18 protein-coding genes are annotated in these 22708 nt (G+C 68.4%); 16 read left to right on the top strand and 2 right to left on the bottom strand.

The annotated features are described in order from the left end of the window. Positions 1-15: 15 nt before the first annotated feature. The 3 genes from FB559_RS32210 (at position 16) to FB559_RS32200 (ending at position 7709) form a co-directional block, all read left to right on the top strand. Positions 16-5304, top strand: a complete 5289-nt coding sequence (locus FB559_RS32210) for a type I polyketide synthase (protein WP_141960657.1) — start codon at positions 16-18, stop codon at positions 5302-5304. Between the two features lie 95 nt (positions 5305-5399). After that, positions 5400-6437, top strand: coding sequence for a methyltransferase (locus tag FB559_RS32205; RefSeq protein ID WP_221640278.1), 1038 nt, complete (start codon positions 5400-5402; stop codon positions 6435-6437). Positions 6438-6485: 48 nt separating this feature from the next. Then, positions 6486-7709 carry an erythromycin esterase family protein gene (locus FB559_RS32200; RefSeq protein ID WP_141960655.1) on the top strand — a complete coding sequence of 408 codons (1224 nt, stop codon included), beginning with the start codon at positions 6486-6488 and terminating at the stop codon, positions 7707-7709. A 43-nt stretch (positions 7710-7752) separates the two neighbouring features. On the opposite strand, the gene FB559_RS32195 is transcribed toward FB559_RS32200, so the two are convergent. Further along, positions 7753-8385 carry a response regulator gene (locus FB559_RS32195; RefSeq protein ID WP_342781032.1) on the bottom strand — a complete coding sequence of 211 codons (633 nt, stop codon included), beginning with the start codon at positions 8383-8385 and terminating at the stop codon, positions 7753-7755. 659 nt (positions 8386-9044) lie between these two features. Here FB559_RS32195 and FB559_RS32190 point away from each other — a divergent pair. The 3 genes from FB559_RS32190 (at position 9045) to FB559_RS32180 (ending at position 13124) form a co-directional block, all read left to right on the top strand. Beyond that, a complete protein-coding gene (locus tag FB559_RS32190) occupies positions 9045-10655 on the top strand; it encodes an MDR family MFS transporter (protein WP_141960650.1) in 1611 nt (536 codons plus the stop codon). 290 nt (positions 10656-10945) lie between these two features. Then, complete coding sequence (locus FB559_RS32185; protein WP_141960648.1) at positions 10946-11971, top strand: medium chain dehydrogenase/reductase family protein; 1026 nt, start codon at positions 10946-10948, stop codon at positions 11969-11971. Between the two features lie 289 nt (positions 11972-12260). Beyond that, the gene (locus FB559_RS32180) at positions 12261-13124 is read left to right on the top strand and encodes a response regulator (RefSeq protein ID WP_246122258.1); all 864 of its coding nucleotides are present in this window, start codon (positions 12261-12263) and stop codon (positions 13122-13124) included. A 72-nt stretch (positions 13125-13196) separates the two neighbouring features. Here the strand turns inward: FB559_RS32180 and FB559_RS32175 are convergent, their stop codons facing one another. Then, positions 13197-14369 carry an RCC1 domain-containing protein gene (locus FB559_RS32175; RefSeq protein ID WP_141960644.1) on the bottom strand — a complete coding sequence of 391 codons (1173 nt, stop codon included), beginning with the start codon at positions 14367-14369 and terminating at the stop codon, positions 13197-13199. A 358-nt stretch (positions 14370-14727) separates the two neighbouring features. Between FB559_RS32175 and FB559_RS32170 the strand changes: the two genes are divergently transcribed. The 10 genes from FB559_RS32170 to FB559_RS32125 all read left to right on the top strand — a co-directional run bounded on the left by FB559_RS32170 (position 14728) and on the right by FB559_RS32125 (position 22708). After that, on the top strand, positions 14728-15519 hold the full coding sequence (locus FB559_RS32170) for an SDR family NAD(P)-dependent oxidoreductase (protein ID WP_141960642.1): 792 nt from the start codon (positions 14728-14730) through the stop codon (positions 15517-15519). Between the two features lie 14 nt (positions 15520-15533). Beyond that, positions 15534-16583, top strand: a complete 1050-nt coding sequence (locus tag FB559_RS32165; protein WP_141960640.1) for a methyltransferase — start codon at positions 15534-15536, stop codon at positions 16581-16583. A 2-nt stretch (positions 16584-16585) separates the two neighbouring features. Continuing rightward, the gene (locus FB559_RS32160) at positions 16586-16789 is read left to right on the top strand and encodes a hypothetical protein (RefSeq protein WP_141960637.1); all 204 of its coding nucleotides are present in this window, start codon (positions 16586-16588) and stop codon (positions 16787-16789) included. Positions 16790-17086: 297 nt separating this feature from the next. Continuing rightward, a complete protein-coding gene (locus FB559_RS32155; protein ID WP_141960635.1) occupies positions 17087-17551 on the top strand; it encodes a DUF1772 domain-containing protein in 465 nt (154 codons plus the stop codon). A gap of 16 nt (positions 17552-17567) precedes the next feature. Next, the gene (locus FB559_RS32150; RefSeq protein ID WP_141960633.1) at positions 17568-18032 is read left to right on the top strand and encodes an ester cyclase; all 465 of its coding nucleotides are present in this window, start codon (positions 17568-17570) and stop codon (positions 18030-18032) included. A gap of 54 nt (positions 18033-18086) precedes the next feature. After that, complete coding sequence (locus FB559_RS46495; RefSeq protein WP_141960631.1) at positions 18087-18932, top strand: cupin domain-containing protein; 846 nt, start codon at positions 18087-18089, stop codon at positions 18930-18932. A 2-nt stretch (positions 18933-18934) separates the two neighbouring features. After that, positions 18935-20224 (top strand): beta-ketoacyl-[acyl-carrier-protein] synthase family protein, encoded by a 1290-nt coding sequence (locus FB559_RS32140; RefSeq protein WP_141960628.1) that lies wholly within the window; start codon positions 18935-18937, stop codon positions 20222-20224. Further along, positions 20221-21474, top strand: coding sequence for a beta-ketoacyl synthase N-terminal-like domain-containing protein (locus FB559_RS32135; RefSeq protein ID WP_141960626.1), 1254 nt, complete (start codon positions 20221-20223; stop codon positions 21472-21474). The genes FB559_RS32140 and FB559_RS32135 overlap by 4 nt, the downstream gene beginning before the upstream one ends. Next, entirely contained in the window at positions 21471-21812 is a 342-nt protein-coding gene (locus FB559_RS32130) for an antibiotic biosynthesis monooxygenase family protein (RefSeq protein ID WP_141960624.1), read from the top strand. Before FB559_RS32135 ends, FB559_RS32130 begins: the two co-directional genes overlap by 4 nt. Positions 21813-22042: 230 nt before the next feature. Further along, positions 22043-22708 (top strand): response regulator, encoded by a 666-nt coding sequence (locus tag FB559_RS32125; protein ID WP_141960622.1) that lies wholly within the window; start codon positions 22043-22045, stop codon positions 22706-22708.

Genomic DNA, 22708 nt, shown 5'->3' with positions numbered 1-22708 from the left:
TGAATAGAGGCATGCATGACGACACTGAACGACGTCGGCCGGGAACCCATTGCCATCGTGGGAATGGGCTGCCGATTCCCCGGCGGCGTCAACTCTTCGGCCGAATACTGGGAAATGCTCGTCTCCGGCAGGGAGGGCATAGGAAAGATTCCGGATGGCCGATGGGACCATCACGTCGCCGCAGGGGGCGAGACCGCGGCGGCGACGCGGAAAGCGGTCAGATACGGCGGGTTCCTGGATGACATCGACGGCTTTGACGCGGCCTTCTTCGGGATCTCTCCTCGCGAGGCCGCGCTGATCGACCCGCAGCAGCGGATCACGCTGGAGGTCACCTGGGAGGCGCTCGAGCACGCCGGGGTCTCCCCCGACCGGCTCACCGGCAGCGACGCCGGTGTGTTCATCGGGGTGAACACCGACGACTACGGACGCCGGCTGCTGGAGGACCTGCCGCGCATCGAGGCGTGGACCGGAATCGGCTCGTCACTATGCGGCATCGCCAACCGCGTGTCGTACACGCTGGACCTGCGCGGCCCCAGCCTGGTCGTGGACACCGCCTGCTCCGCGTCGCTGGCCGCGCTGGAGATGGCGTGCGAGGCCCTGCGGCAGAACACCGTGCCGCTGGCGATCGCCGGCGGCGTGATGCTGATGGCCGGCCCGAGCCTCACGCTGGTGATGGGCGCCGCGGGCGCGCTGTCACCCGACGGCCGGTGCAAGCCGTTCGACGCCGCGGCCGACGGGTACGGGCGTGGCGAGGGCTGCGGCATCCTCATTCTGAAGCGACTGTCGGACGCGCGGCGCGACGGCGACCGGGTCTTCGCCGTGATCCGCGGCGGCTCGGTCAACCAGGACGGCCGGACCAACGGCATCATGGCGCCCAGCAGCGAAGCCCAGGAGCACCTCTTCCGGCTGGCCTGCCGGCAGGCGGGCGTCTCGCCCGACTCGGTGGACTACGTGGAGGCCCACGGCACCGGCACGAAGGTCGGCGATCCGATCGAGGCGGCCGCACTCGCCGCGGTGTTCGGCCCCGGGCACACCCCGCAGCGGCCGTGCCTGATCGGCTCGGTCAAGTCGAACATCGGCCACCTCGAGGCCGCGTCCGGCGTGGCCGGCGTCATGAAGGCCGCCCTCGCCCTCCACCACCGGATGATCCCGCCGAGCCTGAACCTCACCAAGCCGAGCCCGGAGATCGACTGGGCCGAGTCGGGGCTGCGGGTCGTCACGGAGGCCATCCGCTGGACCACCCCGGAAGGCCGTCCCCGCCGGGCCGGCGTGTCCGGGTACGGCTATGGCGGCACCATCGCGCACCTTGTCCTCGAGGAGGCCGCGCCGGAGGCCGCCGAGGCGATTCCGGATGTGATCCCGGACGGCGCGCCCCGGCTCTATCCGCTGTCCGGCGAGTCGCCCGAGTCCGTACGGGAGTACGCGGGCCGCCTGGCCGACTGGCTGCACCACGACGGCGCCGGCACACCGCTGGAGGACGTCGGGCACACCCTCGCCCACCGGCGCGCCCATCTGACCCATCGGCACGGCATCGTCGCCGCCGACCGCGACGAGCTGACCACGCGGCTCCGCGCGGTGGCGGAGGACCGGCCCATCGACCAGGTCAGCGTGGGCACGCCTCTGGAGCCCGCCGCCGGACCCGGGCTGGTCTGGGTCTTCTCCGGGCACGGATCGCAGTGGACCGGGATGGGCCGCGAACTACTCGACGGCGAGCCCGTGTTCCGCGACGTGCTGGAGAGCATCGAGCCGATCTTCCGGGCGGAGATCGGCTTCTCGCCCATCGAGGAGATCCTCGGCGGCGAACTGCGCGCCACCGACCGGATCCAGCCGATGATCTTCGCGCTGCAGGCCGGGCTGGCCGAGCTCTGGGGTCACTACGGCGTCCGCCCCTCGGCCATCATCGGGCACTCCGTCGGGGAGATCTCCGCCGCCGTCGCCGCCGGCATCCTCGACCTCCATGACGGCGCGCGACTCGTCTGCCGCCGCTCGCTGCTGCTCAGGCGCGCGATGGGCCACGGCGCGATGGCGATGGTCAACCTGCCGTTCGAGGAGGTCGCCGGGCGGCTCGGCGGCCGGCAGGACGTGGTCGCGGCGATCTCCGCCTCCCCGTCGTCGACGGTACTGGCCGGTGACTCCTCCGCGATCGAGGCGCTCGCGGAGGAATGGCGCCGCGAGGACGGCCGGTTCGTCCGCCGGGTGGACTCCGATGTGGCCTTCCACAGCGCCCACATGGATCCGCTGCTGCCCGGGCTCGTCGCGGCGGCGCACGACCTGACGCCGTGGCCCGCCCGGCTCCCGACGTACACCACCGCGCTGGCGGACCCGCGCAGCACGGAGACCCGCGACGGTGACTACTGGGCGGCGAACCTCCGCAACCCCGTCAGATTCACCCAGGCGGTCGAGGCCGCGCTGGAGGACGGTTACCGCGCGTTCCTGGAGATCTCCGCGCACCCGGTGGTGCTCCCCTCAATGCTCGAGACGTTCGCCGCGGCCCGGGTCGAGGAGACGATGGCCGCGTACACCCTGCGGCGGAACCGGCCGGAGCAGGCCACGATGCTCGTCAACCTCGGCACCCTGCACGGCAACGGCGTGCCGGTCGGCTGGGGTGCGGCCCAGCCGCGCGGGCACATCGTCGATCTGCCGCGCTCGGCCTGGCAGCATCGGCGGTACGTGGCGGAGAGCCCGCGCCGGAGCGGTGCGCACGGCCGGGCGCACGACCCGGATGAGCACACGCTGCTCGGCTCGTCGCTCATGGTCAACACCAGCCCGCCGACGATGCTGTGGCAGACCGACCTCGACCTGTCCAACCGCCCCTATCCGGGCGACCATCCGGTGCAGGGCACCGAGATCGTCCCGGCCGCCGTCCTGCTGAACACGTTCGTCGCCGCGGCGCGCGACGGCGGGCCACCGCCCGCACTGGCCGAGGTGGCTCTGCGCATGCCCGTCGCGGTCGGCGGCACGAGGACGCTCCAGATCATCTTCACCGACGGCGCCCTCCGGCTCAGTTCCCGTCCCCTCGACGACGACTCCGACAGCGGGTGGCTGACCCACACGACGGCGGTCGTCTCCACCCCGGCCGAGCAGATCTGGGCGGACGAGCCGTTCGTCGCCGCGGCGCGTGCGCGGTGCGCCGAGCCGCTGCCCGGCGACCAGGTCATCGCCCGGCTGGCCGACGTCAGCGTGGCCGCGATGGGATTCCCCTGGCAGATCCTCGAGCTGTCACGGGGCGAGGGCGTGATGGTCGCCCGGGTCTCCACGCGCGGCCCGGACGGTGAGGAGCCGGCAACCTGGGCCCCTCTGCTCGACGCCGCGATGTCCATGGCCTCGATCATTTTCTCCTTCTCCGGACCGGCGGTCCTGCGGATGCCCGCGCACATCCGCCGGTTCGCGACCACCGGGCAACCGCCGACCGAGGCCCTCATCGGCGTGAGGACCCTCGGGGGTCCGGCGGGACGGGACACGGTCGACGTCGATATCACGACCATGTCGGGGGAACTGGTCGCCCGGTTCCTCGGGCTTCGCTACGGGGTCCCCAACGGTGACATCGGTGCGCCCACCAGCCCGCGCCGCCTGGTGCACGAGATGGTCTGGCGCCCCCTGGACCTGGACGCGGACGCCTCGGGGTCACCTGCCCCCGGCGGCAACGGCATCGCGGCCGCCGCACCTTCGGTCGCGGTGTTCGTCGGGGACGACGGGGCGGCGGCCGGGGCCCTGGGCCCGGCGCTCGCGGAGGCGGGCGTCCGTACGCTCACGGTCCCCCAGGCCGCGGACCTACCGCGGTTCACCGAGCCGGCCGCGGTGATCGTCGTGCCCACCGGCGGCCGGGAGACGCTCGAGGCGGCCGTCGACGCCGCCTGGCGGCTGGTCGACACGGCGCAGCGGCTGGCCGACCGCGGCGACGCCGAGCGCGCCCGCCTGTGGTGCCTCACACAGGGCGTACGAGAGGGCGAATCGGTCGAGCAGTCCCCCCTCTGGGGTGTCGGCCGCGTGCTGGCGGGCGAGCATCCGGAGCTGTGGGGCGGCCTCGTCGACCTGGACCTCCGCGACCCCGCGGCAGGGCCCTTACTGGCCCGCCTGCTACGCACGCCGCCCGGCGATGAGATCGTCGCCCTGCGAGACGGCGGCGCGCTGGCGGCCCGGCTGGTACCCCTCGAGCAGGCCGAAGCACGGACAGGACGGCTCGTGGGCTGCCGCGCGGACGGCACGTACCTCATCACCGGAGGGCTCGGCACGCTCGGCCTGGAGGTCGCGCACTGGCTGGCCGGCCGCGGCGCACGGCGCCTGGTCCTCCTGGGACGGACCGGTCTGCCGCCCCACGAGGAATGGGCCACGGTCACCGACCCCGCGACACGCGACCGCATCGAGTCGGTACGGGCCCTGGAGAACCGCGGCGTCACCGTAAGGACGCTCGCACTCGACATCGCCGACCGGGAACAGGCCGCGAGGCTGCTGGACGCCCACGCGCTCGGCCTGCCGCCGATCCGCGGGATCGTGCACGCGGCGGGTGTCCTGGACAACCGGCTGGCCAGGAACGTCGATCGGCGGTCGCTGCACACGGTCATGCGGCCGAAGGTCGGCGGGGCACTCGTGTTGCACGAGCTCTTTCCGCCCGCGAGCCTGGACTTCCTGGTGTTGTTCTCCTCGGCCGGACCGCTGCTCGGTCTGCCCGGGCAGACCGCCTACGCCGCGGCCAACACCTTCCTTGACGCGCTCGCCGCGCACCGGCGGGCGGCCGACCGCGACGACCGCACCACCGCCATCGGCTGGACCTCCTGGCGAGGGCTGGGCATGTCCACCTCGTCCGAGGTCATCGACGCCGAGCTGGCGGCGCGTGGAACGGCCGACATCACCGCCGCGGACGCCTTCCGCTCCTGGGAATACGTCGAACGGCACGACGTGGCCCACGTCGCGGTGCTGCGCACCATCCCGCTCGAACCGGGAATGCGGCGGCCCGTCATCCTGAGTGAGCTGCTCGCGGAAGAAGCGGCGGCACCCGGCGGCGCCGACGCGGCGGACCGCTCCTGGGCCGGCCTGGCCGGCGAGGAACTGCGAAACCACGTCGTCGGCGAGGTGACACGGCAGGTCGCCGCCGAGCTGCGGCTGCCGGCCGAGGAGCTCGACCCCCGCCGGCCACTGGCCGGGCTGGGACTCGACTCGGTGCTGAGCCTCGTCGTCCGGCAACGACTGGAAAGACACTTCCGCCTTCGCCTGCCGTCCGCGCTGCTCTGGAACGCCCAGAGCGCCCAATCCGTCGGCGACTCCCTCGCCGAGATGCTCTCGGCATACGACGGGGGCGCCGAATGAGGAGCCCGGGGACGCGGCGGTCGTCGTCAAGACCGCCGCGGCAGTAGGCCCCCGGATCCGCCGAACCCACCGAACACCTGCCCACGGAGGAGAACGTGAACCTGAACGCACAACCCAACGCGTCCGGCGTCGACCCCATGGATCTGCTGGAGCTGATGTTCCCGTCGACGCCGCAGTGTCTCGCGATCGCCGCCGAACACCGGATCGCCGACCTGCTCGCCGATGGACCGCTGTCCGTCGAGGAGCTCGCGGAGAAGTCGGGAACCCACACACCGTCCCTGCACAAGATCCTGCAGACGCTGACCGAAGACAGGGTCTTCGCCGAGATACGGCCGGGCGTGTTCGCGAACACGCCGCTCTCCGAACTGCTCAGCCCGAGCGCCGAGAAGACGCAGTACTCGATGGCCCGGCTCGTCGGGGCCGAGTGGCTGTGGTCGTGCTGGGGCGGACTGGACCACAGTGTCCGCACCGGCAAGGCGGCGTTCGACGAGGTCTTCAAGATGAACACCTGGGCGTACCTGGGCCGCAACCCCGACCAGGCGCGGATCTTCAACGGCGCGATGACCGATTTCTCCGAGGCGCTGGGACCGCAGATCGCGCACGCGTACTCGGAGTTCGGTCAGGCGGGTGCGATCGCCGACCTCGGCGGAGGCCAGGGCACTTTCCTGCACTCCATCCTGTCCGCCTATCCCTCGATCGACCGTGGGGTGCTGGCCGACCTTCCACCGGTGATCGAGCAGGCGAAGGAGCGCCCGGAGCTGGCCCCCCTCATCGAGAGCGGCCGGCTGGAGTTCGCGGCCGGCGACTTCTTCGAGGGCGTGCCGGCGGGGATCGACACATACGTCACCAAGCAGATCATGCACTCCTGGGACGACGAGAAGGTACTGACGCTGCTGCGCAAGACCCGCGAGGCGTCGCCGAACGCCCGCATCGCGGCGGCCGAGCTGGTCCATCGCGACGGAGTGTCCCGCTTCGTGAAGAACTTCAACCTGATCATGCTCGTGACGATGGCCGGAGCGATCCGCACGGCTGAGGACTTCACCCGTCTCTTCGACAAGGCCGGCTACAAGGTCACCCGCATCGTGCCCACCAACACCGCCTTCTCCATCGTCGAGGCGATCCCGGCGAAGTAGAAGTGGGGGTGTCCCCAGCTCCTTCCGGCCCCGAGAGAGGTCACCTGAATGAGTATCGAATCGCATCAGACCATGAAACCGGTCGTCGACTGGATCGCCGATCACGCCGAACCCCTTACCGATCTGCGCACGCTCCGGGCGCATACCGCCGATGCCATCGTCGTCGGGCTGGGCGGCAACACGTACGGAGCGCATGAGCAGTTCACCGTGACCGACCGGGCGCTGCGCTACCTCGTGGAGGAGCTGGGCTTCCGTTCGGTCGCCACCGAGGAGGACTGGGGAGTCGGCCTCGAGATCGACCGTTATGTGGTCAGCGGCGAGGGCGACCTCGACGAGCTGATGAAGGGGTCGAACTTCCCCTGGCGTTGCCAGGAGATGGCCGACACCCTGCAATGGATGCGCGAGTTCAACATGGCGCACCCGGACCCGGTGCGTTACGTCGGGGTCGGCGCGTTCGACACCCGCACCCCGATCTACGACGCGGTGGCCGAGTACGTCGGTCGTGTCGCACCGGACCGCGCGGCCGAGCTCGCGGGGCATCTGGACGAGATCCGGCCCGGCCGCCCGCACTGGACCGGCTGGTTCATCAGCCAGGTGAAGGACAAGGAGCCGTACGTCGAGCATGCGCGGCAGGTCCTCCGGCTGGTCGAGAGCATCCCGGACAACCCCCTCATCGTCCAGCACGCCCGCCAGATCGTCGCGTTCTACGAGCACTACGCGTTCCATCTGATCGACGACGGTTACCGCGACGCGAAGATGGCCGAGAACCTGTCCTGGTGGCATGACCACACCGGCAGCAGGATCGTGTACTGGTCGACCAGCGCGCATAGCGCCGTCGCCTCCGAGCTGAAGGTGTACGTGCCGCCACGGCCGGAGCTGGCGTTCCGCACGACCGGCGCGCACCTGCGCGAACGCTACGGGCAGCAGTACGTGTCGGTGGGCATCACGTTCGACGATGGCATCGTGAACTCCGGCTGGAGCATGCCGCCGTTCACCCCGCGGCCGCTCTCGGCGCCGGCCGCGCCGGCCGACTTCGCCGAGCGTCCCCTGGGCGACGTCGACCTTCCGGAGTACCTGCTGGACCTCCACACCGCCGGACCGCCCGCCGTCGAGGAGTGGCTGCGTTCCCCGGCCAAGACGCGCATCATCGGCTCGATCTACGATCCGGACAACCAGCCGCCCGCCGACTACTTCATGACCGGCGGCTCACTCGCGGAGTGGTTCGACGTGGTCATCCACCAGCAGAAACTGTCCCCGACCAAGCTCCTCTGACGCGACACGCCGAGGCGGTCGCCACCGGCCGATCTCGGGCCCGCTACGCCCCGAGCCCTGCCCTGCGGGCCCGGACGGCCGCCTCGATGCGATGCGTCACCTGGAGCTTGACGAAGATCCGGGAAAGGTAGTTACGCACGGTCTTGATCGACAGATCCAGCTCGCGCGCGATGGCGGCGTTCCCCGCGCCGCCGGCGACCAGCCGAAGAACCTCACGCTCGCGAGTGGTGAGCTCCGGGAACGGCACCTGGGGCACCCCCCATTCGGTGAGATGGTTGACCACCTGGCTCGCGATCTGCCGGCCGAAGATCGCCTCGCCCCGGCCGACCGCCTTCACCGCGCGGACGATGTCGTCGACTCCGGCGCCTTTGAGCAGGTAGCCGCGCGCGCCCGCCCGTATCGCGGCCATTACGGAGTCGAGGTCTTCCACGATCGTCAGGATGAGCACCGCGCTCTTCGGACACTTCTCGACGATCGCGCGCGTGGCGGCGATCCCGTCCATATCCGGCATGTCGAGGTCCATCAGTACGATGTCCGGCTGCAGCCTGCGGGCTTTCTCGACCGCCGCCCTGCCGGTATGCGCCTCGCCGACGATCTCGATCCCCGGGACGGCGTCGAGCATCATCCTCAGGCCGGCACAGAAAATCGGATGGTCGTCCGTAATGAGCACGCGCATGATCGGCTCAGCAGTCATGGGCCCACCCGTCCTTGAAGCGGCTCACCGCCGATGATCAAGCTCGGCGGCACGACGTGTATCCGGGGCTGATGAAAGAAAGGTACCCACACTTCGCGCGGTTGTGAATTACTTGCAAAGATCGTGAACAGCTGGGAAGATCACTGAGTAGACTGCTCCTCTCAGGGGAGCCTTCCGCAGAAACAAGCCGTCGCACACCCGCCGTCCCGAGCCGCAGGTGAGACGGAAATGCCCGGCGGCCATACGACGCTACCGGGACATGACCGACGAGGCTCCCACGACCGGGCCGTCCATGTCATTGGTCCAGCTTGAAAGCGGCCTTCCGCCGGCCAGGGGCATACCCATCGGATCACCGGCATGAATGAGCGGCACGTTGCCCGCAACGGGATGTCGATATGGCCGACACCGGCCTTTGCCCTGAAATCCTCGGGATCCGAAACGGTCGATACCCGCATCGGATTCTCGTGCGGATAATGGATCACCGTCGCCCTGGGCAGATTCCCCCCTGAGCCGGGACTGCTGCAAGACTTCGCGGTGTTCTTTGCTGGTCATGCTGGTCGTCAAGAACGACAGAGACACCCTTGAGGCAGTCGTGACCCGCTCGAGGCTCCAACCGCCGATGCCCAAATGGAGTCGATTCCATGGTCGAATCAGCCACCGCTAAGGCACCTTCAATCGGACTGGCTCGCTGGCAGGTACGTACCGTACTCACCGTATTGCTGACCGGCCAGCTCCTTTCCGCTCTGGACCAGACCATTGTCGGTACGGCACTTCCGACAATGGTCGGCGAACTAGGAAAGCTTGACGACTTCTCGCTTGTTGTCACGTCTTATCTTGTGACATCGACGATCGCCACCGCCATCTATGGGAAACTGGCCGACCTCTACGGCGCCAAACCCATGTACATCTCGGCGATCGCCATCTTCGTGCTGGGCTCGTTGCTCGTCGGGTTCAGTAACAATGTGCCGGAGATGGTCACCTTCCGCGCGGTGCAAGGCCTTGGCGCGGGCGGCCTGGTGACTCTGGCGTTCACGATCTCCGCGACGGTGGTACCGCCTCGGCAGATCGGGCGCGTCCAGGGCATGGTCGGCGGGATGTACGCGCTCGCCTCGCTGATCGGGCCGCTGATCGGCGGTACCTTCACCCAGTACGTGTCGTGGCGCTGGTGCTTCTTCATCAACGTGCCCATCGGCATTCTGGCCCTCGTGGCGCTGAGCCTGAGACTGAAGCTGCCCGCGCCCCGCCGCGAGCACACGGTCGACTACTCGGGCGCGTTTCTCCTCGTCGCCGGGATCGCGGCGCTGCTGCTGGTGATGATCTGGGGCGGCACCGAGTACGCATGGGGGTCCCCGCAGATTCTGGGGCTGATCGCCCTCAGCGTCGTGCTGACCGTGGTCTTCGTGTTCCGTGAGAGCACCGCGCGCGAGCCGCTCGTGCCCCTTCGGATCTTCCGCCAGCCCAGCATCGCCATCGCCATCGCCATCACCTTCCTCATCGGTGTGGCGACGATCGGCGCGTATTTCTTCCTGCCGCTCTACCTCCAGGTCGTGCGAGGTGACGGCCCGACCAGAGCCGGTCTGCAGCTGCTGCCTCTGATGATCGCCGTAATGATCGGCTCCGGCGGCAGCGGGTGGCTCATGTCGATCGTCGGGCGGGCGAAGGCGGTGATCGTGCTCGGCGCCGCGATCATGTCCGTCAGCCTGCTGCTGTTCTCACAACTCGACGCGTCGACGCCGGTGTGGCGCCTGTGGGCCTACGAAGGCGTCATGGGCATCGGGATGGGCATGGTGATCTCGAAGCTGATCATCATCGTGCAGAACAGCGCGGACCGTCGCGACATCGGCACGGTCACCGCTCAGACGGCGTTCTTCCGGCTGATCGGGTCGTCCATAGGAACCGCGGCGTTCGGTGCCGTCCTGACGGCTCGGATGAGGTTCTGGCAGGGGCGCCTGCTGACGGAGCAGGCGGTCGGCAGGCTTCCGCACGGCGCCAACGCCGTCTACACCGATCCCGCGTCGATCCGCCGCATCGGCTCGACCGCACCGCAGGTACACGCCCAGGTGATCGAGGTGTTCGGAAGGTCTCTGCAGACCGTTTTCCTCGTGGCCTTCCCCATCATGCTCGTCGCCTTCGCGCTGACCTGGTTCCTACCCGACACGACGCTGCGAACCGGAGACCACGCCCATGGCGCCGGGAAAGCCCCCGCGCAGGCGGGCGGGAGGCCGGATACCCCGGAGAACGCGCCGAGCTGAGACATCGACGCGTCGAGACGGCGCCGGCGGCGGGGAATCACTTCCGCTGGTGCCGCTCTCGCTTTCTCTGACCGCAATTGGCAATTCGCCTGGAGTAGCGAGTAAGAATTCATCCGCTACGCCGCAAGGCGTATCGCGAGGACGGTCGAGTACGCCATCGGGCGTATACATGTTCAGGCATATCAAGCGTAAGCTCAAGACATAAATAATGACATCGGGTTGACTGGCCGGAATGAGCGATACCAGCATCGACCCTTTTGCCGCGTAACGCCACAAGAAAGGTGATAAAGATGGAGGGTCGATACATCTTCGCCCCCCGTACCGGCGGCCCCGAGGTGCTCGAAGTTCGAACGCGGCCGGTCGAGCCGCCCAAGCCACACGAAGCCGTCGTCCGGGTCCAGGCGACGGGCGTGTCCGGAGGAGACCCGCTCTTCCGCGCCGGCGCGGTACCCGTCGGCCCGAGACCACCGTTCACCCCGGGATTCGACATCACGGGGACCGTTGTCTCGGTGGGCGACGACGTGACGGGACTGGAGCCCGGCCAGTCCGTCACCGCGCTGGTGAAAAGCGGCGGCAACACCGAGTACATCGCTCTCCCGGCGGACCGGCTCGTCCCGGTTCCCGATGGGCTCGATCCCGTGGAGGTCGCGGCCACCACGCTGAACTACTTCATCGCCCATCAGATGCTGCACCGGGTCGCCGCACTCCGCTCCGGTCAGCGGATCGTCGTCCACGCCGCGGCCGGCGGCGTTGGAATCGCCGTGCTGCAGCTCGCGCGGCTGGCGGGTATCGAATGCTACGCGACCTGCTCCGGCGGGAAGCGGGACTCCGTCACCGAGCTCGGCGCCCGCCACATCGACTACCAGAAGGAGAACTTCGCCGACGTCATCCGGGCCGAGGCCAAGGACGGGCTGGACGCCGCGCTCGACCCCATCGGAGGGACCAGCTTCCGGCGTTCCTACAAGCTGCTCCGCCGCGGCGGAATTCTCATCGGTTACGGTCAGAGCCAGGTCATGAAGGACGGCGAGATCAAGAAGTCGCTGGGCGCCGTCGGCCTGCTCACCGGAATCCTCGGTCCGAAGCTTCTTCCAGACGGCCGGAGGACGACCTTCTACAACGCGTGGAGCCTGGAGAAGAGCCAGCCTCACGCGTATCGCGAGGACATGGGCGAAGTACTCCGCCTGCTCAAGGGCGGGGAAATAGCCCCCATCATCGCCGAGACCATGCCGTTGACGGACACCGCCAAGGCCCATGAGATTCTCGAACGGGCGTCCATCGTCGGCAAGATCGTGCTCGTCTGCGATCCGGCGCAATAGACCGTTATCTGCGCGCCCGGTCGGGCTCACGACAAAGCTCCGGCCAGCACGAATCTGGTCACAGATTCGCCTGCTGCCGGAGCTTCGTCATGAGCCCGCTTTCGCCGGTTCGGGAAGGTCCCATGAATCCCGGGACACCGGCCATTTACAGCAGGGCGTTTTTCCTCTGGAACGTAGGACGGAGTACTCACGACTGGGCCCGGACATTGAGCGATAGTCGAGGCGAAGATTGCTCGACATCGAGATTTTTTCCGAGGAAAGCCAGGCAGAGATGTCCGTTGAGCCGAAAGTGCGAGTTCTCATCGCGGACGACCACCCGGTATTCACTGCGGGTCTGCGCATGCTGCTCGAATCCCTCCCCTCGACCGAGGTCGTCGGGGAGGCGTCGACGGGAAAGGATGCGCTGGAGCTCGCCCGCGAGCTGATTCCCGACGTCGTGATGATGGACGTCGACATGCCGCAGATGAACGGCATCGCGGCCACGCAGGCCATCCAGACGGCGAGTCCGGACAGCGCCGTTCTCATCCTGAGCATCATCGAGGACCTCGACACCGTGCTGGCCGCCGTCCGTGCCGGTGCCCGCGGATACCTGCTCAAGGGAGCGGGCATGGAGGAGATCGCCCAGGCGATCGGCGTCATCAGCACGGGCGGTGCGATCTTCGGGTCCCAGGTCGCGCGGGCCGTCGTCGACTACATCACCAAGCCACCGCCGCAGATCGTCCCGTTCCCGGAACTCACCGACCGGGAACGAGACGTGCTTCGCCTCGTGGCGGACGGCCAGGGCAACACGGTCATCGCTCGCGAGCTGAGCCTCTCCGTCAAGACGGTGCGCAACTACCTGTCGAGGATCTTCGCGAAGCTGCAGGTCACGCACCGCACCGAGGCAGCCGTACGGGCGCGGCGCGAGGGGCTCGTGGCGGAGGTCGACGGCAAGGGGGGCGGCGCCTACGGGAGCAGCTGCCGAGCCGGGCCCGACGCTTTGCCCGGCCCTCCGGTTTCGCCGTCGAGTGCCCCGGCAGGTCCCTGGAGCGGGGACGAGGGCCATCGACGAGGAACGGCGTCGATGTGCCGGCGCGGCGCGGTCGCCGGTGCCGCGGGGATCCCGGCCGCCGGCATGCGGGGATCTCCGGCCGCTCAGGCGTCACGCAAATGACGTCATCCCCCGCATGAGCGAACCATGCGGGGGATGACGTCATCGCGCCGGTCCGGCCGGAGCCGCAGCGGCTCAGGCCTGGTGAACGGCCAGCGTGAACCCGCCTCCGGGGTTCTCACGGAAGGCGGGCACCTCGCCACCACCGGTGACCTGGCGTACGCCGCTCAGGCCCTCGACCTGCTCCGGGACCAGATGGTCATTGGTCGTGCCGTCGCCCAGCTCACCATGGTCGTTACAGCCCCAGGTCCACACGGTGCCGTCCTCCCGCAGCGCCAGACTGTGCCCGTAGTCGCCGGGGTTGGCCTCGCCGCCGCCACCGGCCGCGACGACCGCGATGATCCGATCGAGGCCCTTGACCTCCACGGGGAGGCTTCGATGCGTGTTGGTCCCGTCACCGAGCTGACCACGGTCGTTGATCCCCCAGGACCGCACGGTTCCGTCCTCCAGCAGCGCGACCATGTGGTGGTACGCGGCCGCGACTTCCAGCACCCCGGACAGGCCGGCCACCTTCACCGGCGACGACCGGTGTGTCCAGGTGCCGTCACCGAGCTGGCCCCGGTCATTGCAGCCCCAGGCGTACACGGTCCCGTCATCGAGGACCGCCACACTGTGGCCGCCACCGCCGACGACGGAGCGCACACCGCTCTCCAGGCCCGGAATGACCGCCGGGGCGAGCCGTGCCGGGTACGCCCGGCCCGCATGGTGCTGGGTCTCCGCGCCGGGCCGCTTCCCGGTCAGGTCGCCGTCGCCCAGCTGCCCGAAGTCGTCCCGTCCCCAGCTCCACGCCGAGCCGTCCTCGAGTACGGCCAGACCCTGACCGCCACCTGTGGCCAGCACCCGCACCTCGCTCAGACCGTCGATCTTGGCCGGCACGGGCCGGAGGCCGGGGTTGGTCGCGCCGAGGACGCCGAAGAAGCCGGCGCCGCTCCCCCATACCGTGCCGTCCTCCATCAGGAACAGCGTCTGCCCACCCCCCGCGGCGACGTCCCTGATGCCGTCCAGCTTCACGCGGGAGGGGCGCGCCTGGTTCTCTGTCGTGCCATCGCCGATCTGGCCGAAGGCGTTCCGCCCCCACGCGTACGCCGTGCCGTCCGTCAGCAGGGCGACCACGTGCCCGCTGCCGGCGTCGATCTTCTTGACTCCCTCCAGGCCCTTCACCGGGACCGGGCTCCGCGCATAGGCGCCGTCCTCGCCCCCGATCTGGCCATTCGAGTTGTCGCCCCATGCGCTGACGATTTCACTCATGGCGTCCCTTTCCCGCGCGACTTATTGTCGATAGTGAATACAGGCCAATATCAGTCGGCACGTCTAGGTTCATACGCGCTCCGTCCCCCTGTCATGAGCCAGGAGTCCCTGCGTCGTGGGGATTCTGCCTGGTAGCAGGCAGAGTGGATCTGATTTGGCCGCCGTTCCACTGCGGGCGGCGACGTTCCCGAATAGCACGTACCCAGCGATTTGGGCTCGATTCCCCGGATAAACGGGACCGCGAACTCACGACGGCGGGATGCCCGCGTACCGAAACTGTCGCTACCAAGACGTCTACCGGTCGTTTGAAACCGCACCGCCGACGATGAGGAAGCCGAACCCAAGGGGAGAGCAGAAGATGAGCCAGACAAGCGAGCCGGTCGCGACCGATTCCCTGCGCGGCCGACGAGCCTTGGTCGCCGGTGGATATGGCGAGATCGGCAGTGTGATCAGTACCCACCTGGCGGAGCGCGGCGTAGACGTGGCGATCGCCGGGCTCGAAAGGGAACCAGCGGTCAAGCTGGCGGAACAACTGGCGACGGAGTCGAACCGGACGGTCGGCTACCAGGTCAACGTCACCGACCGAGAGGCGGTCGACCAGCTCGTCGAGGACGTCACGGGCGCCATCGGCGGGATCGACATCCTCATCAACTGCACCGGAGTGCTCAAGGTCGCCCCCGCCGAGGACTTCACCGAGGCCGACTGGCGCGCCGTGATCGAGACCAACCTCATGGGCGCCTTCTGGCTCTCCCAGTCCGTCGGCCGCCTCATGATCAAAAGCGGCGAAGGCGGCAGGATCGTCCACCTGTCCTCGGTACGCGGCTCGGTCGGCCTGGCCATGGGCGGCTTCACCGCGTACGGCGCCAGCAAGGCCGGCGTCCACCTGCTCACCAAGCAACTCGCCGCGGAATGGGGACGGCACCAGATCTCGGTGAACTCCGTGGCCGCCGGGTTCGTACGCACAAAGCTCTCCGCCAATGCCATCCAGGACGAAGGCCTCAACCAGATGGTCGCCGCCCGCACCCCACTCGGCCGCGTGGCCGACGTCCAGGAGATCGCCAACGCGGCCCTTTATCTGGCCACCGAACAATCCTCGTTCATCACCGGACAGGTTCTTTATGTCGACGGCGGCTTGACGGCCACGCAGTAGAGAAGGGCACTTACATGACCACAACAACCGGCGCGGTCCTTCCGCACAGTGCCGAAGCGCCACCGGCCATGCAGATGATGGAGATGCTGTACGGGTCGCTGGCGACGCAGATGATCTCCGTGGCAGCCGAGTTCGGCATCGCGGACCTCCTGGCCGACGGCCCACGGCCCGTCGAGGAGCTGGCCGCCAAGGCCGGCACCGACGCGACGGCCCTGCTCAGGCTCCTGCGCGGGCTGACCGGCCTGGGGGTGTTCACCGAGAGCTCGACGCGCGTCTTCGGCCTTACGCCCCTGGCCTCCACCTTGCGCAGTGATGTGCCGGACTCGATGCGGAACCTGGCGCGTGACGTCGGCGGCCAGACCCGGCACCGCGCGTACACCGAGCTCGCCCACAGCGTCCGCACCGGCAAGCCCGCCTTCGACAAGGCCCTCGGCATGGGCATGTGGGAGTACCTGAAGACGCACCCGGACGAGGCCGCGCTGTTCGGCAGCGCCATGGGCAATCTGGCCGCCCAGGCGCACGCGATCGCGTTCAGCGACTACGACCTGTCGGGCACCCGGCGGCTGGTCGACATGGGCGGCGGCGAGGGGTACCTCATCGCGACGATCCTCCCCCGCTATCCGCAGATGCGCGCCGTCGTGTTCGACGAGCCGTACGTGGTCAAGGGTGCCGATCGGGTGTTCGCGCAGGCGGGCGTCGCGGACCGCGCGGAGGCGGTGGCCGGCAACGTCTTCACCTCGGCGCCCCCCGGCGGTGACGCGTACGTGCTGTCGTCCATCCTCTTCAGCTACGAGGACGTCGAGGCCCGGACGATCCTGTCGAACATCCGCCAGGCGATGGACCCGGGCGGCAAGATCCTCGTGCTGGAACCGATCCGGCCCGAGGGAGACATCTCGCACCCGGGAAAGCTGCTCGACGTCGTACAGCTCGCCCTGCACAAGGGCGGGGTACGCAGTGAGGCCGAGTTCGCCGCCCTGTTCGAGTCCGCGGGCCTGCGCATCGACGAGATCCGGAAGATGTGGCCGGCCGGTCCGACCGACCTGATCACGGCGGTAGCAGCCTGATCATGGACACGGACGTAGAGACGCTCGAGGAGATGTTCCGGACACCGATGCCGGAATCTCGCCTCCGCAGGGCCATGAGGAAGATCACGAGGTCGCTGTGGGCAGCGTTGATCATCCTCGGCTTCTCCGTCTGGGCGTACCCGTTGACGTGGAACCCGATCGAAGAACTGTTGGAAATCCGCCGCAAAAATCCCCCGCTCCGCTGAATACGGAATCGCCGCACCCTCCCGCCACCGCCGCCATGCCGGTGTCGACGGGAAGGGCGGCGATTCTGTGCGTAAGGACGACAATGCCCCGGCACCACCGCCCCACCGCCGCCCGGGAATCTTCCAGACCATCGCGCACCGGACAGGGTCCCATGCGGGCCATGGAAATTCCCGCTCTCATGTGGACCGGTGGCTCATGCCCATGGGACACACGGAAAGTCAGACTCGACGTGAGAGGAAAAGAACGCGTCCGCTCGGGTCATCCCTGTCCAAGCGCCGTCGACCGATGGAGGCACGATGACCACCCATATCTTTGACGTTTGGCTACTCGCCGCTTCCGGTATTCAGCTGGGCACCCTGTGGATTATGAAGTTGTCCATTCTGCCCATGTTGAACGCACTTCCCTACAACCGTTACGTCAACACCTGCCAGCTCATCGACATGCACACCTTCCACCCGATCGCGGTCTGGAACGGTCTTCTGGCCGCCGGGGCGGGCATTCTGCAGGCCTACATGGTCGGTGACGCGGTCGCCAGTCCCCTCTACGTCGTCGGCTCCCTCGGGATGCTGGTCGTCGGCATCACCTCCGAAGGCTTCAACCGGCCGATCTGGCGCCAGATCGAGAAGTGGAGTCCGGTCAACGTCGCCGAGGAGTGGAACGAGAAGCGCTATCGCTGGCACTTCGCCCACCAGGTGCGCACGTACGGCGCCATTCTCGCCGTCGCCTGCTACGCCGCAGCGATGATCACCGCCGGCGCCTGAGCGAGGGAGGACAACGATGGATCAAAACGTCATCGACCGCAACAAGTTCGTCGTACGGCTGGTCACGGAGAAGGGGTTCAACGAGGGCGACCTTTCCGGAATCAGCAAATACTTCAGCGCCGACTACAAGGTGAACGCACCCGGGATTCCACCGCTTCCGCCGGGGCCGCAGGCCTTCCACCAGGCCGTGCTGCTGTTCCGGAACGCGTTTCCCGACATTCGAGTGAACATCGAGGACGTCATCGGCGAGGCAGACCGGGTCTACACCCGGTTCATCACCCGGGGGACACACACCGGGTCGCTGATGGGAATTCCGCCGACTGGGCTTCCGGTAACGATTTACGAGACGACATGTCACCGACTGGAGAACGGCAAGGTCGTCGAATCCTGGATCGGCGACAATGTGCCGAACATTCTTCACCAGGTCGGCGCACTGGTCGACCGCAGAGAATTGGCTCGGCAGGAAAAAGCAGCGCACTGACCGACCGTCTCGCAGATCTCGCATCGGCCAATGAAAACAAGGGAGACGAGTGACATGCCGGGACACACGGAGAACACCATCCGGATCGACGCGCCGCTTCCCCTCGTGTGGGAGATGACCAACGACGTGGCCAACTGGACGAATCTCTTCACCGAGTACGCCAAGGCCGAGGTGCTGGAACAGAACGACAACACCGTGCGGTTCCGGCTCACCCTGTACCCGGACGAGGAGAACCGCGTCTGGAGCTGGGTCAGCGAGCGGGTCATGGACCCGGTGAACCACAACGTGACCGCCCGGCGCATCGAGACCGGGCCGTTCGAGTACATGAACATCCGCTGGAACTACGAGGAAGACGGCGACGCCACGCGGATGACCTGGATCCAGGACTTCGCGATGAAGCCCACCGCCCCGGTGGACGACGCCGGCATGACCGAGCACATCAACAACAACAGCAAGGTCCAAATGGACATCATCGCCCATCGCGTCGAGGCCACCGCGCGAGAGAAGAGCGCGGCCAAGGCCCCGTACAAGCTCGTGTCCTTCGGCGACGTGCCGGTCAACCGGCGCCGCGGCGGCGAGATCCGCACACTGCTCAGCCCGGGAACCGTGAACAGCACCTCGGGCTTCATGGGGCTCTTGAGTCTCCATCCCGGCGAACAGGTCAACGAGCACTACCACCCGTACAGCGAGGAGTTCCTCTACCTGGTGCACGGCTCGTTGACCGTGGACCTCGACGGCGAGGAGGTGCCTCTCGCCGGCGGCGAGGGGCTCTACATCCCGATCAACGTTCGGCACCGCCTGCGGAACACCGGCGGCAAAGAGGCGTTCGCCGTCTTCAACCTCGGCCCGCTCGCCCCGCGCCCCGACCTCGGGCACGTCGACACCGAGGTGGGTGAGTGACGATGAGGTCGCATACCGGGGGCGGGGGTCGCCGGGTGGTGGTGACAGGCATCGGCGTCGTCGCACCCGGCGGAGTGACCCGCAAGGAGTTCTGGTCGAGCGTGACCGAGGGGCGCACCGCCACACGGCGCATCTCGGCGTTCGATCCGTCGCCCTTTCGGTCGCAGATCGCCGCCGAGGCCGACTTCGACCCGGAGGCCGCGGGCCTCACGCCGCGCGAGATCCGGCGCGGCGACCGTTTCATCCAGTTCGGGATGGCGGCGGCGGCCGAGGCCCTGGAGGACAGCGCGCTGCCACTGGACGAAGAGACGCTGGACTCGACCGGCGTGGTCATGGGCAGCGCGGTCGGCGCCACGATCAGCCTGGAGAACGAGTACGTCGTCGCCAGCGACTCGGGCCGGGAGTGGCACGTCGACCACGACTACGCGCCGCCGTTCCTCTACCAGGCGCTGGTACCCAGTACCCTCGCGGCCGACATCGCCTGCCGGCACGGCGCGCACGGCCCGGCACAGGTGATCTCGACCGGGTGCACGTCGGGCATAGACGCCATCGGATACGGGCTGCAGCTCGTACAGGATGGGGAGGCGGACGTGGTGATCGCGGGCGCCTCGGACGCCCCGATCTCGCCGGTGACCGTGGCCTCTTTCGACGCGATCAGGGCGACCAGCCCGGACAACGACGATCCCGAGCACGCCTCGCGGCCGTTCGACCGCGACCGGCACGGGTTCGTGCTCGGCGAGGGCGGCGCCGTACTCATCCTGGAGGAGATGAACCACGCGCTACGCCGCCGTGCCTCGGTGTACTGCGAGGTGCTGGGCTACGCCACCAGGGGCAACGCGTACCACATGACCGGCCTGCGGCCCGACGGCCTCGAGATGGCCGAGTCGATCAAGCACGCGCTCAACCAGGGCCGGCTCGCTCCTGAGGCGGTCGGCTACATCAGCGCGCACGGCTCCGGCACCAAGCAGAACGACCGCCATGAGACGGCCGCCTTCAAGCGGGCGCTCGGACCGCACGCGTACAACGTACCGATCAGCTCGATCAAGTCGATGGTCGGTCACTCTCTCGGCGCGATCGGCGCCATCGAGATGGCCACCTGCGCACTCGCCATCGACACGGGCGTCGTCCCGCCGACGGCGAACTGGGCCAACCGGGATCCCGAGTGCGACCTGGACTACACGCCCAACGTCGCACGCGAGCTGCCGGTCGACGTGGCCCTGTCGGTCGGCAGCGGCTTCGGTGGATTCCAGTCCGCGATGGTGTTCGGCAAGCTACGGGAGACCGGCAGATGACGCGACGCGCCGTCATTACGGGCATCGGCGTCACCGCGCCGAGCGGCGTCGGCGCCGCGGCCCACTGGGACACCGTCCTGAAGGGGGAGAACCGCATCGGCAGGATCTCCCTGTTCGACCCGGCACGCTACCCGGTGACTCTCGCCGGGGAGGTACGCGGCTTCGTTCCCACCGACCATGTCGCCAGCAAGCTGCGGGTGCAGACGGACCGGTGGACCTGGTTGGGACTCGCCGCGGCGGACGAGGCGTTCGGCGACGCCGCGCTCGATCCGGCCGGCGTTCCGCCGTACGAGATCGCCGCGACGCTCGCCAGTTCCTCCGGCGGCAACCTGTTCGGGCAGAAGGAGCTCCAGCGCCTGTGGAGCAACGGCACCGCCCGCCAGGTGGGCGCGTACCAGTCCATCGCCTGGTTCTACGCCGCCAGCGTCGGCCAGGTCACGATCAAGCACGGGCTGAAGGGCGCCTCCAGCGTGCTGTGCGCCGAGAGCGCGGGTGGGCTGGACAGTCTCGCTCACGCGGCCCGTACGATCCGCCGTGGCGCGTCCGTGGTCCTTGCGGGTGGCACCGAGTGCCCGCTCAGCCCGTACGCGCTGGTGTGCCAGCTCAGCAAGGGCCAGCTCACCACCAGGACCGATCCCGAGCGTGCATACCGGCCGTTCGACGTCGACGCCGACGGTTACGTGCCGGCCGAGGGCGGCGCCATCTTCGTCGTCGAGAACCTCGACGACGCGCTCGCCCGCGGCGCTCCGTACATCTATGGAGAGGTCGCCGGGTGGGGGGCGACGCACGACGCGGTGCCGGCGCACCGATCCAACGGCGGTTCGGTGCGGCACTACGCGCGCGCCATGTCACGAGCGCTGGAGACCTCCGGACTGGACCCGGCCGACATCGATCTGGTCCTTCCAGACGCGCTCGGGGTGCCCGCGTTCGACGTGAGCGAGGCCGAGGCGATGCGCTCGGTGTTCGGCGTCGACGCACTCCCCGTCGTCACTACGCAGAAGGCGCTGGTCGGACGCATGTACCAGGGAGGGGCGGCGCTCGATGTCGCCACCGCCCTGCTCGCGATGCGGCACCGATACGTGCCCGGAACGGCCGGGATCGACCAGCCCGCCCCCGGGTGTGAGCTGAACTTCGCGTACACCTCGCATCGCGCGGCTCCCGACGCGGCGATGGTCAACGCGCGCGGCTACGACGGCTTCAACAGCTCCGTGGTCATCCGCAGGTATCCGCGTGAAACGGAGGCACAATGAGCAACGAACCCACCCGCGCCCGGGTCGTCTTCATGGTCCGGGTGCCGCTCGACCGCACCGGCGCCTTTCTCGAAGGGTACGAGAAGATCCGCTATTCGGTGGCCGAAGGTGTTCCCGGCCACCTCCTCGACCAGGTCTGCCGATCCGACGACGACCCCGAGCAGTGGCTCATCACGAGCGAATGGGAGACGCTCGCGGCCTTCGAGGCCTGGGAGAGCAGCCCGGATCACCGCGAGCTCGTGCGGCCCCTGGCTCAGTGCATCACCGAGCGCCGGTCCCTACGGTTCCTCATCCACAAGGAGACACGGCGCAGGACTCCCGCGACGTCCCCCACCTGATCACTCCCGGTCCGAGACGAGGAGATCATGGCAACGGCAGTCATCATCGGCGGGAGCATCGCGGGCCATGCTGTGGCGGGCGACCGTATCCGGACAGACCCTGCCGCCTCCTGCCCCGCGCGAGCTCACATCGGGGTATGTGGCCACGGCCGGCGCGACCGATCCGGTCAGGCGGCGGCGACTGACCGATTCCGGGTCAGAGGTTCGGCTACCTCGGTAAGACTGAGCTCATGATACGTGTAGTGGTAGCCGACGATCAGAGCCTGGTGCGCATCGGACTACGGGTGCTGGTGGAATCCGAGGACGACATCGAACTGGTCGGCGAGGCCGGCGACGGAAGGTCCGCGGTGAAGCTCGTCCGCCGCACCCGTCCCGACGTAGCGCTGCTCGACGTCCGTATGCCCGAGACCGACGGGCTCACGGCGCTTCGGGAGATCACCGGCGACCCGGCCCTGGCCGGCACCAAAGTCGTCATCTTGACCACCTTCGACATCGACGAGTATGTGTACGAGGCACTGCGCTCCGGGGCCAGCGGGTTCCTGGTCAAGGACACCGAGCCGTCGGAACTGGTCCGCGCCGTACGCGTGGTCGCCCAGGGCGACGCCCTGTTGTCGCCGACGGTCACGCGGCGTCTGATCAGCGCCTACGCCGCACGTCCGGCCCGCCGCAAGGCGGACTTCCCCAACATGGCGCAGCTCACCGAGCGCGAGCGGGAGATCGTCGCTCTCGTGGCCGAGGGGCTGTCCAACGAAGAGATCGCCCAACGTCTCGTCATCAGCCCCGCCACGGCGCGTACACACGTGAGCCACGCCATGATCAAGCTCCAGGCCCGTGACCGTGCCCAGCTCGTGGTCTTCGCCTTCCAGTCCGGCCTGGCCACTCCGGCTGACGGATGA

The sequence above is a fragment of the Actinoallomurus bryophytorum genome (genome assembly GCF_006716425.1).
Lineage (GTDB): Bacteria > Actinomycetota > Actinomycetes > Streptosporangiales > Streptosporangiaceae > Actinoallomurus > Actinoallomurus bryophytorum.
The sequence above is the reverse complement of the archived record's forward strand: the minus strand, read 5'-3'. Positions and strand labels throughout refer to the sequence as shown.

What these genes read in the sequence shown, in the direction of transcription:
- FB559_RS32200 (WP_141960655.1), top strand. Translation starts at nt 6,486, where the DNA reads ATGAGTATCGAATCGCATCAGACCATGAAACCGGTCGTCGACTGGATC.
- FB559_RS32135 (WP_141960626.1), top strand. Translation starts at nt 20,221, where the DNA reads ATGACGCGACGCGCCGTCATTACGGGCATCGGCGTCACCGCGCCGAGC.
- FB559_RS32195 (WP_342781032.1), bottom strand. Translation starts at nt 8,385, where the DNA reads ATGCGCGTGCTCATTACGGACGACCATCCGATTTTCTGTGCCGGCCTG.
- FB559_RS32175 (WP_141960644.1), bottom strand. Translation starts at nt 14,369, where the DNA reads ATGAGTGAAATCGTCAGCGCATGGGGCGACAACTCGAATGGCCAGATC.
- FB559_RS32125 (WP_141960622.1), top strand. Translation starts at nt 22,043, where the DNA reads ATGATACGTGTAGTGGTAGCCGACGATCAGAGCCTGGTGCGCATCGGA.
- FB559_RS32150 (WP_141960633.1), top strand. Translation starts at nt 17,568, where the DNA reads ATGGATCAAAACGTCATCGACCGCAACAAGTTCGTCGTACGGCTGGTC.
- FB559_RS32160 (WP_141960637.1), top strand. Translation starts at nt 16,586, where the DNA reads ATGGACACGGACGTAGAGACGCTCGAGGAGATGTTCCGGACACCGATG.
- FB559_RS32165 (WP_141960640.1), top strand. Translation starts at nt 15,534, where the DNA reads ATGACCACAACAACCGGCGCGGTCCTTCCGCACAGTGCCGAAGCGCCA.
- FB559_RS32185 (WP_141960648.1), top strand. Translation starts at nt 10,946, where the DNA reads ATGGAGGGTCGATACATCTTCGCCCCCCGTACCGGCGGCCCCGAGGTG.
- FB559_RS32170 (WP_141960642.1), top strand. Translation starts at nt 14,728, where the DNA reads ATGAGCCAGACAAGCGAGCCGGTCGCGACCGATTCCCTGCGCGGCCGA.
- FB559_RS32130 (WP_141960624.1), top strand. Translation starts at nt 21,471, where the DNA reads ATGAGCAACGAACCCACCCGCGCCCGGGTCGTCTTCATGGTCCGGGTG.
- FB559_RS32140 (WP_141960628.1), top strand. Translation starts at nt 18,935, where the DNA reads ATGAGGTCGCATACCGGGGGCGGGGGTCGCCGGGTGGTGGTGACAGGC.
- FB559_RS32155 (WP_141960635.1), top strand. Translation starts at nt 17,087, where the DNA reads ATGACCACCCATATCTTTGACGTTTGGCTACTCGCCGCTTCCGGTATT.
- FB559_RS32210 (WP_141960657.1), top strand. Translation starts at nt 16, where the DNA reads ATGACGACACTGAACGACGTCGGCCGGGAACCCATTGCCATCGTGGGA.
- FB559_RS46495 (WP_141960631.1), top strand. Translation starts at nt 18,087, where the DNA reads ATGCCGGGACACACGGAGAACACCATCCGGATCGACGCGCCGCTTCCC.
- FB559_RS32190 (WP_141960650.1), top strand. Translation starts at nt 9,045, where the DNA reads ATGGTCGAATCAGCCACCGCTAAGGCACCTTCAATCGGACTGGCTCGC.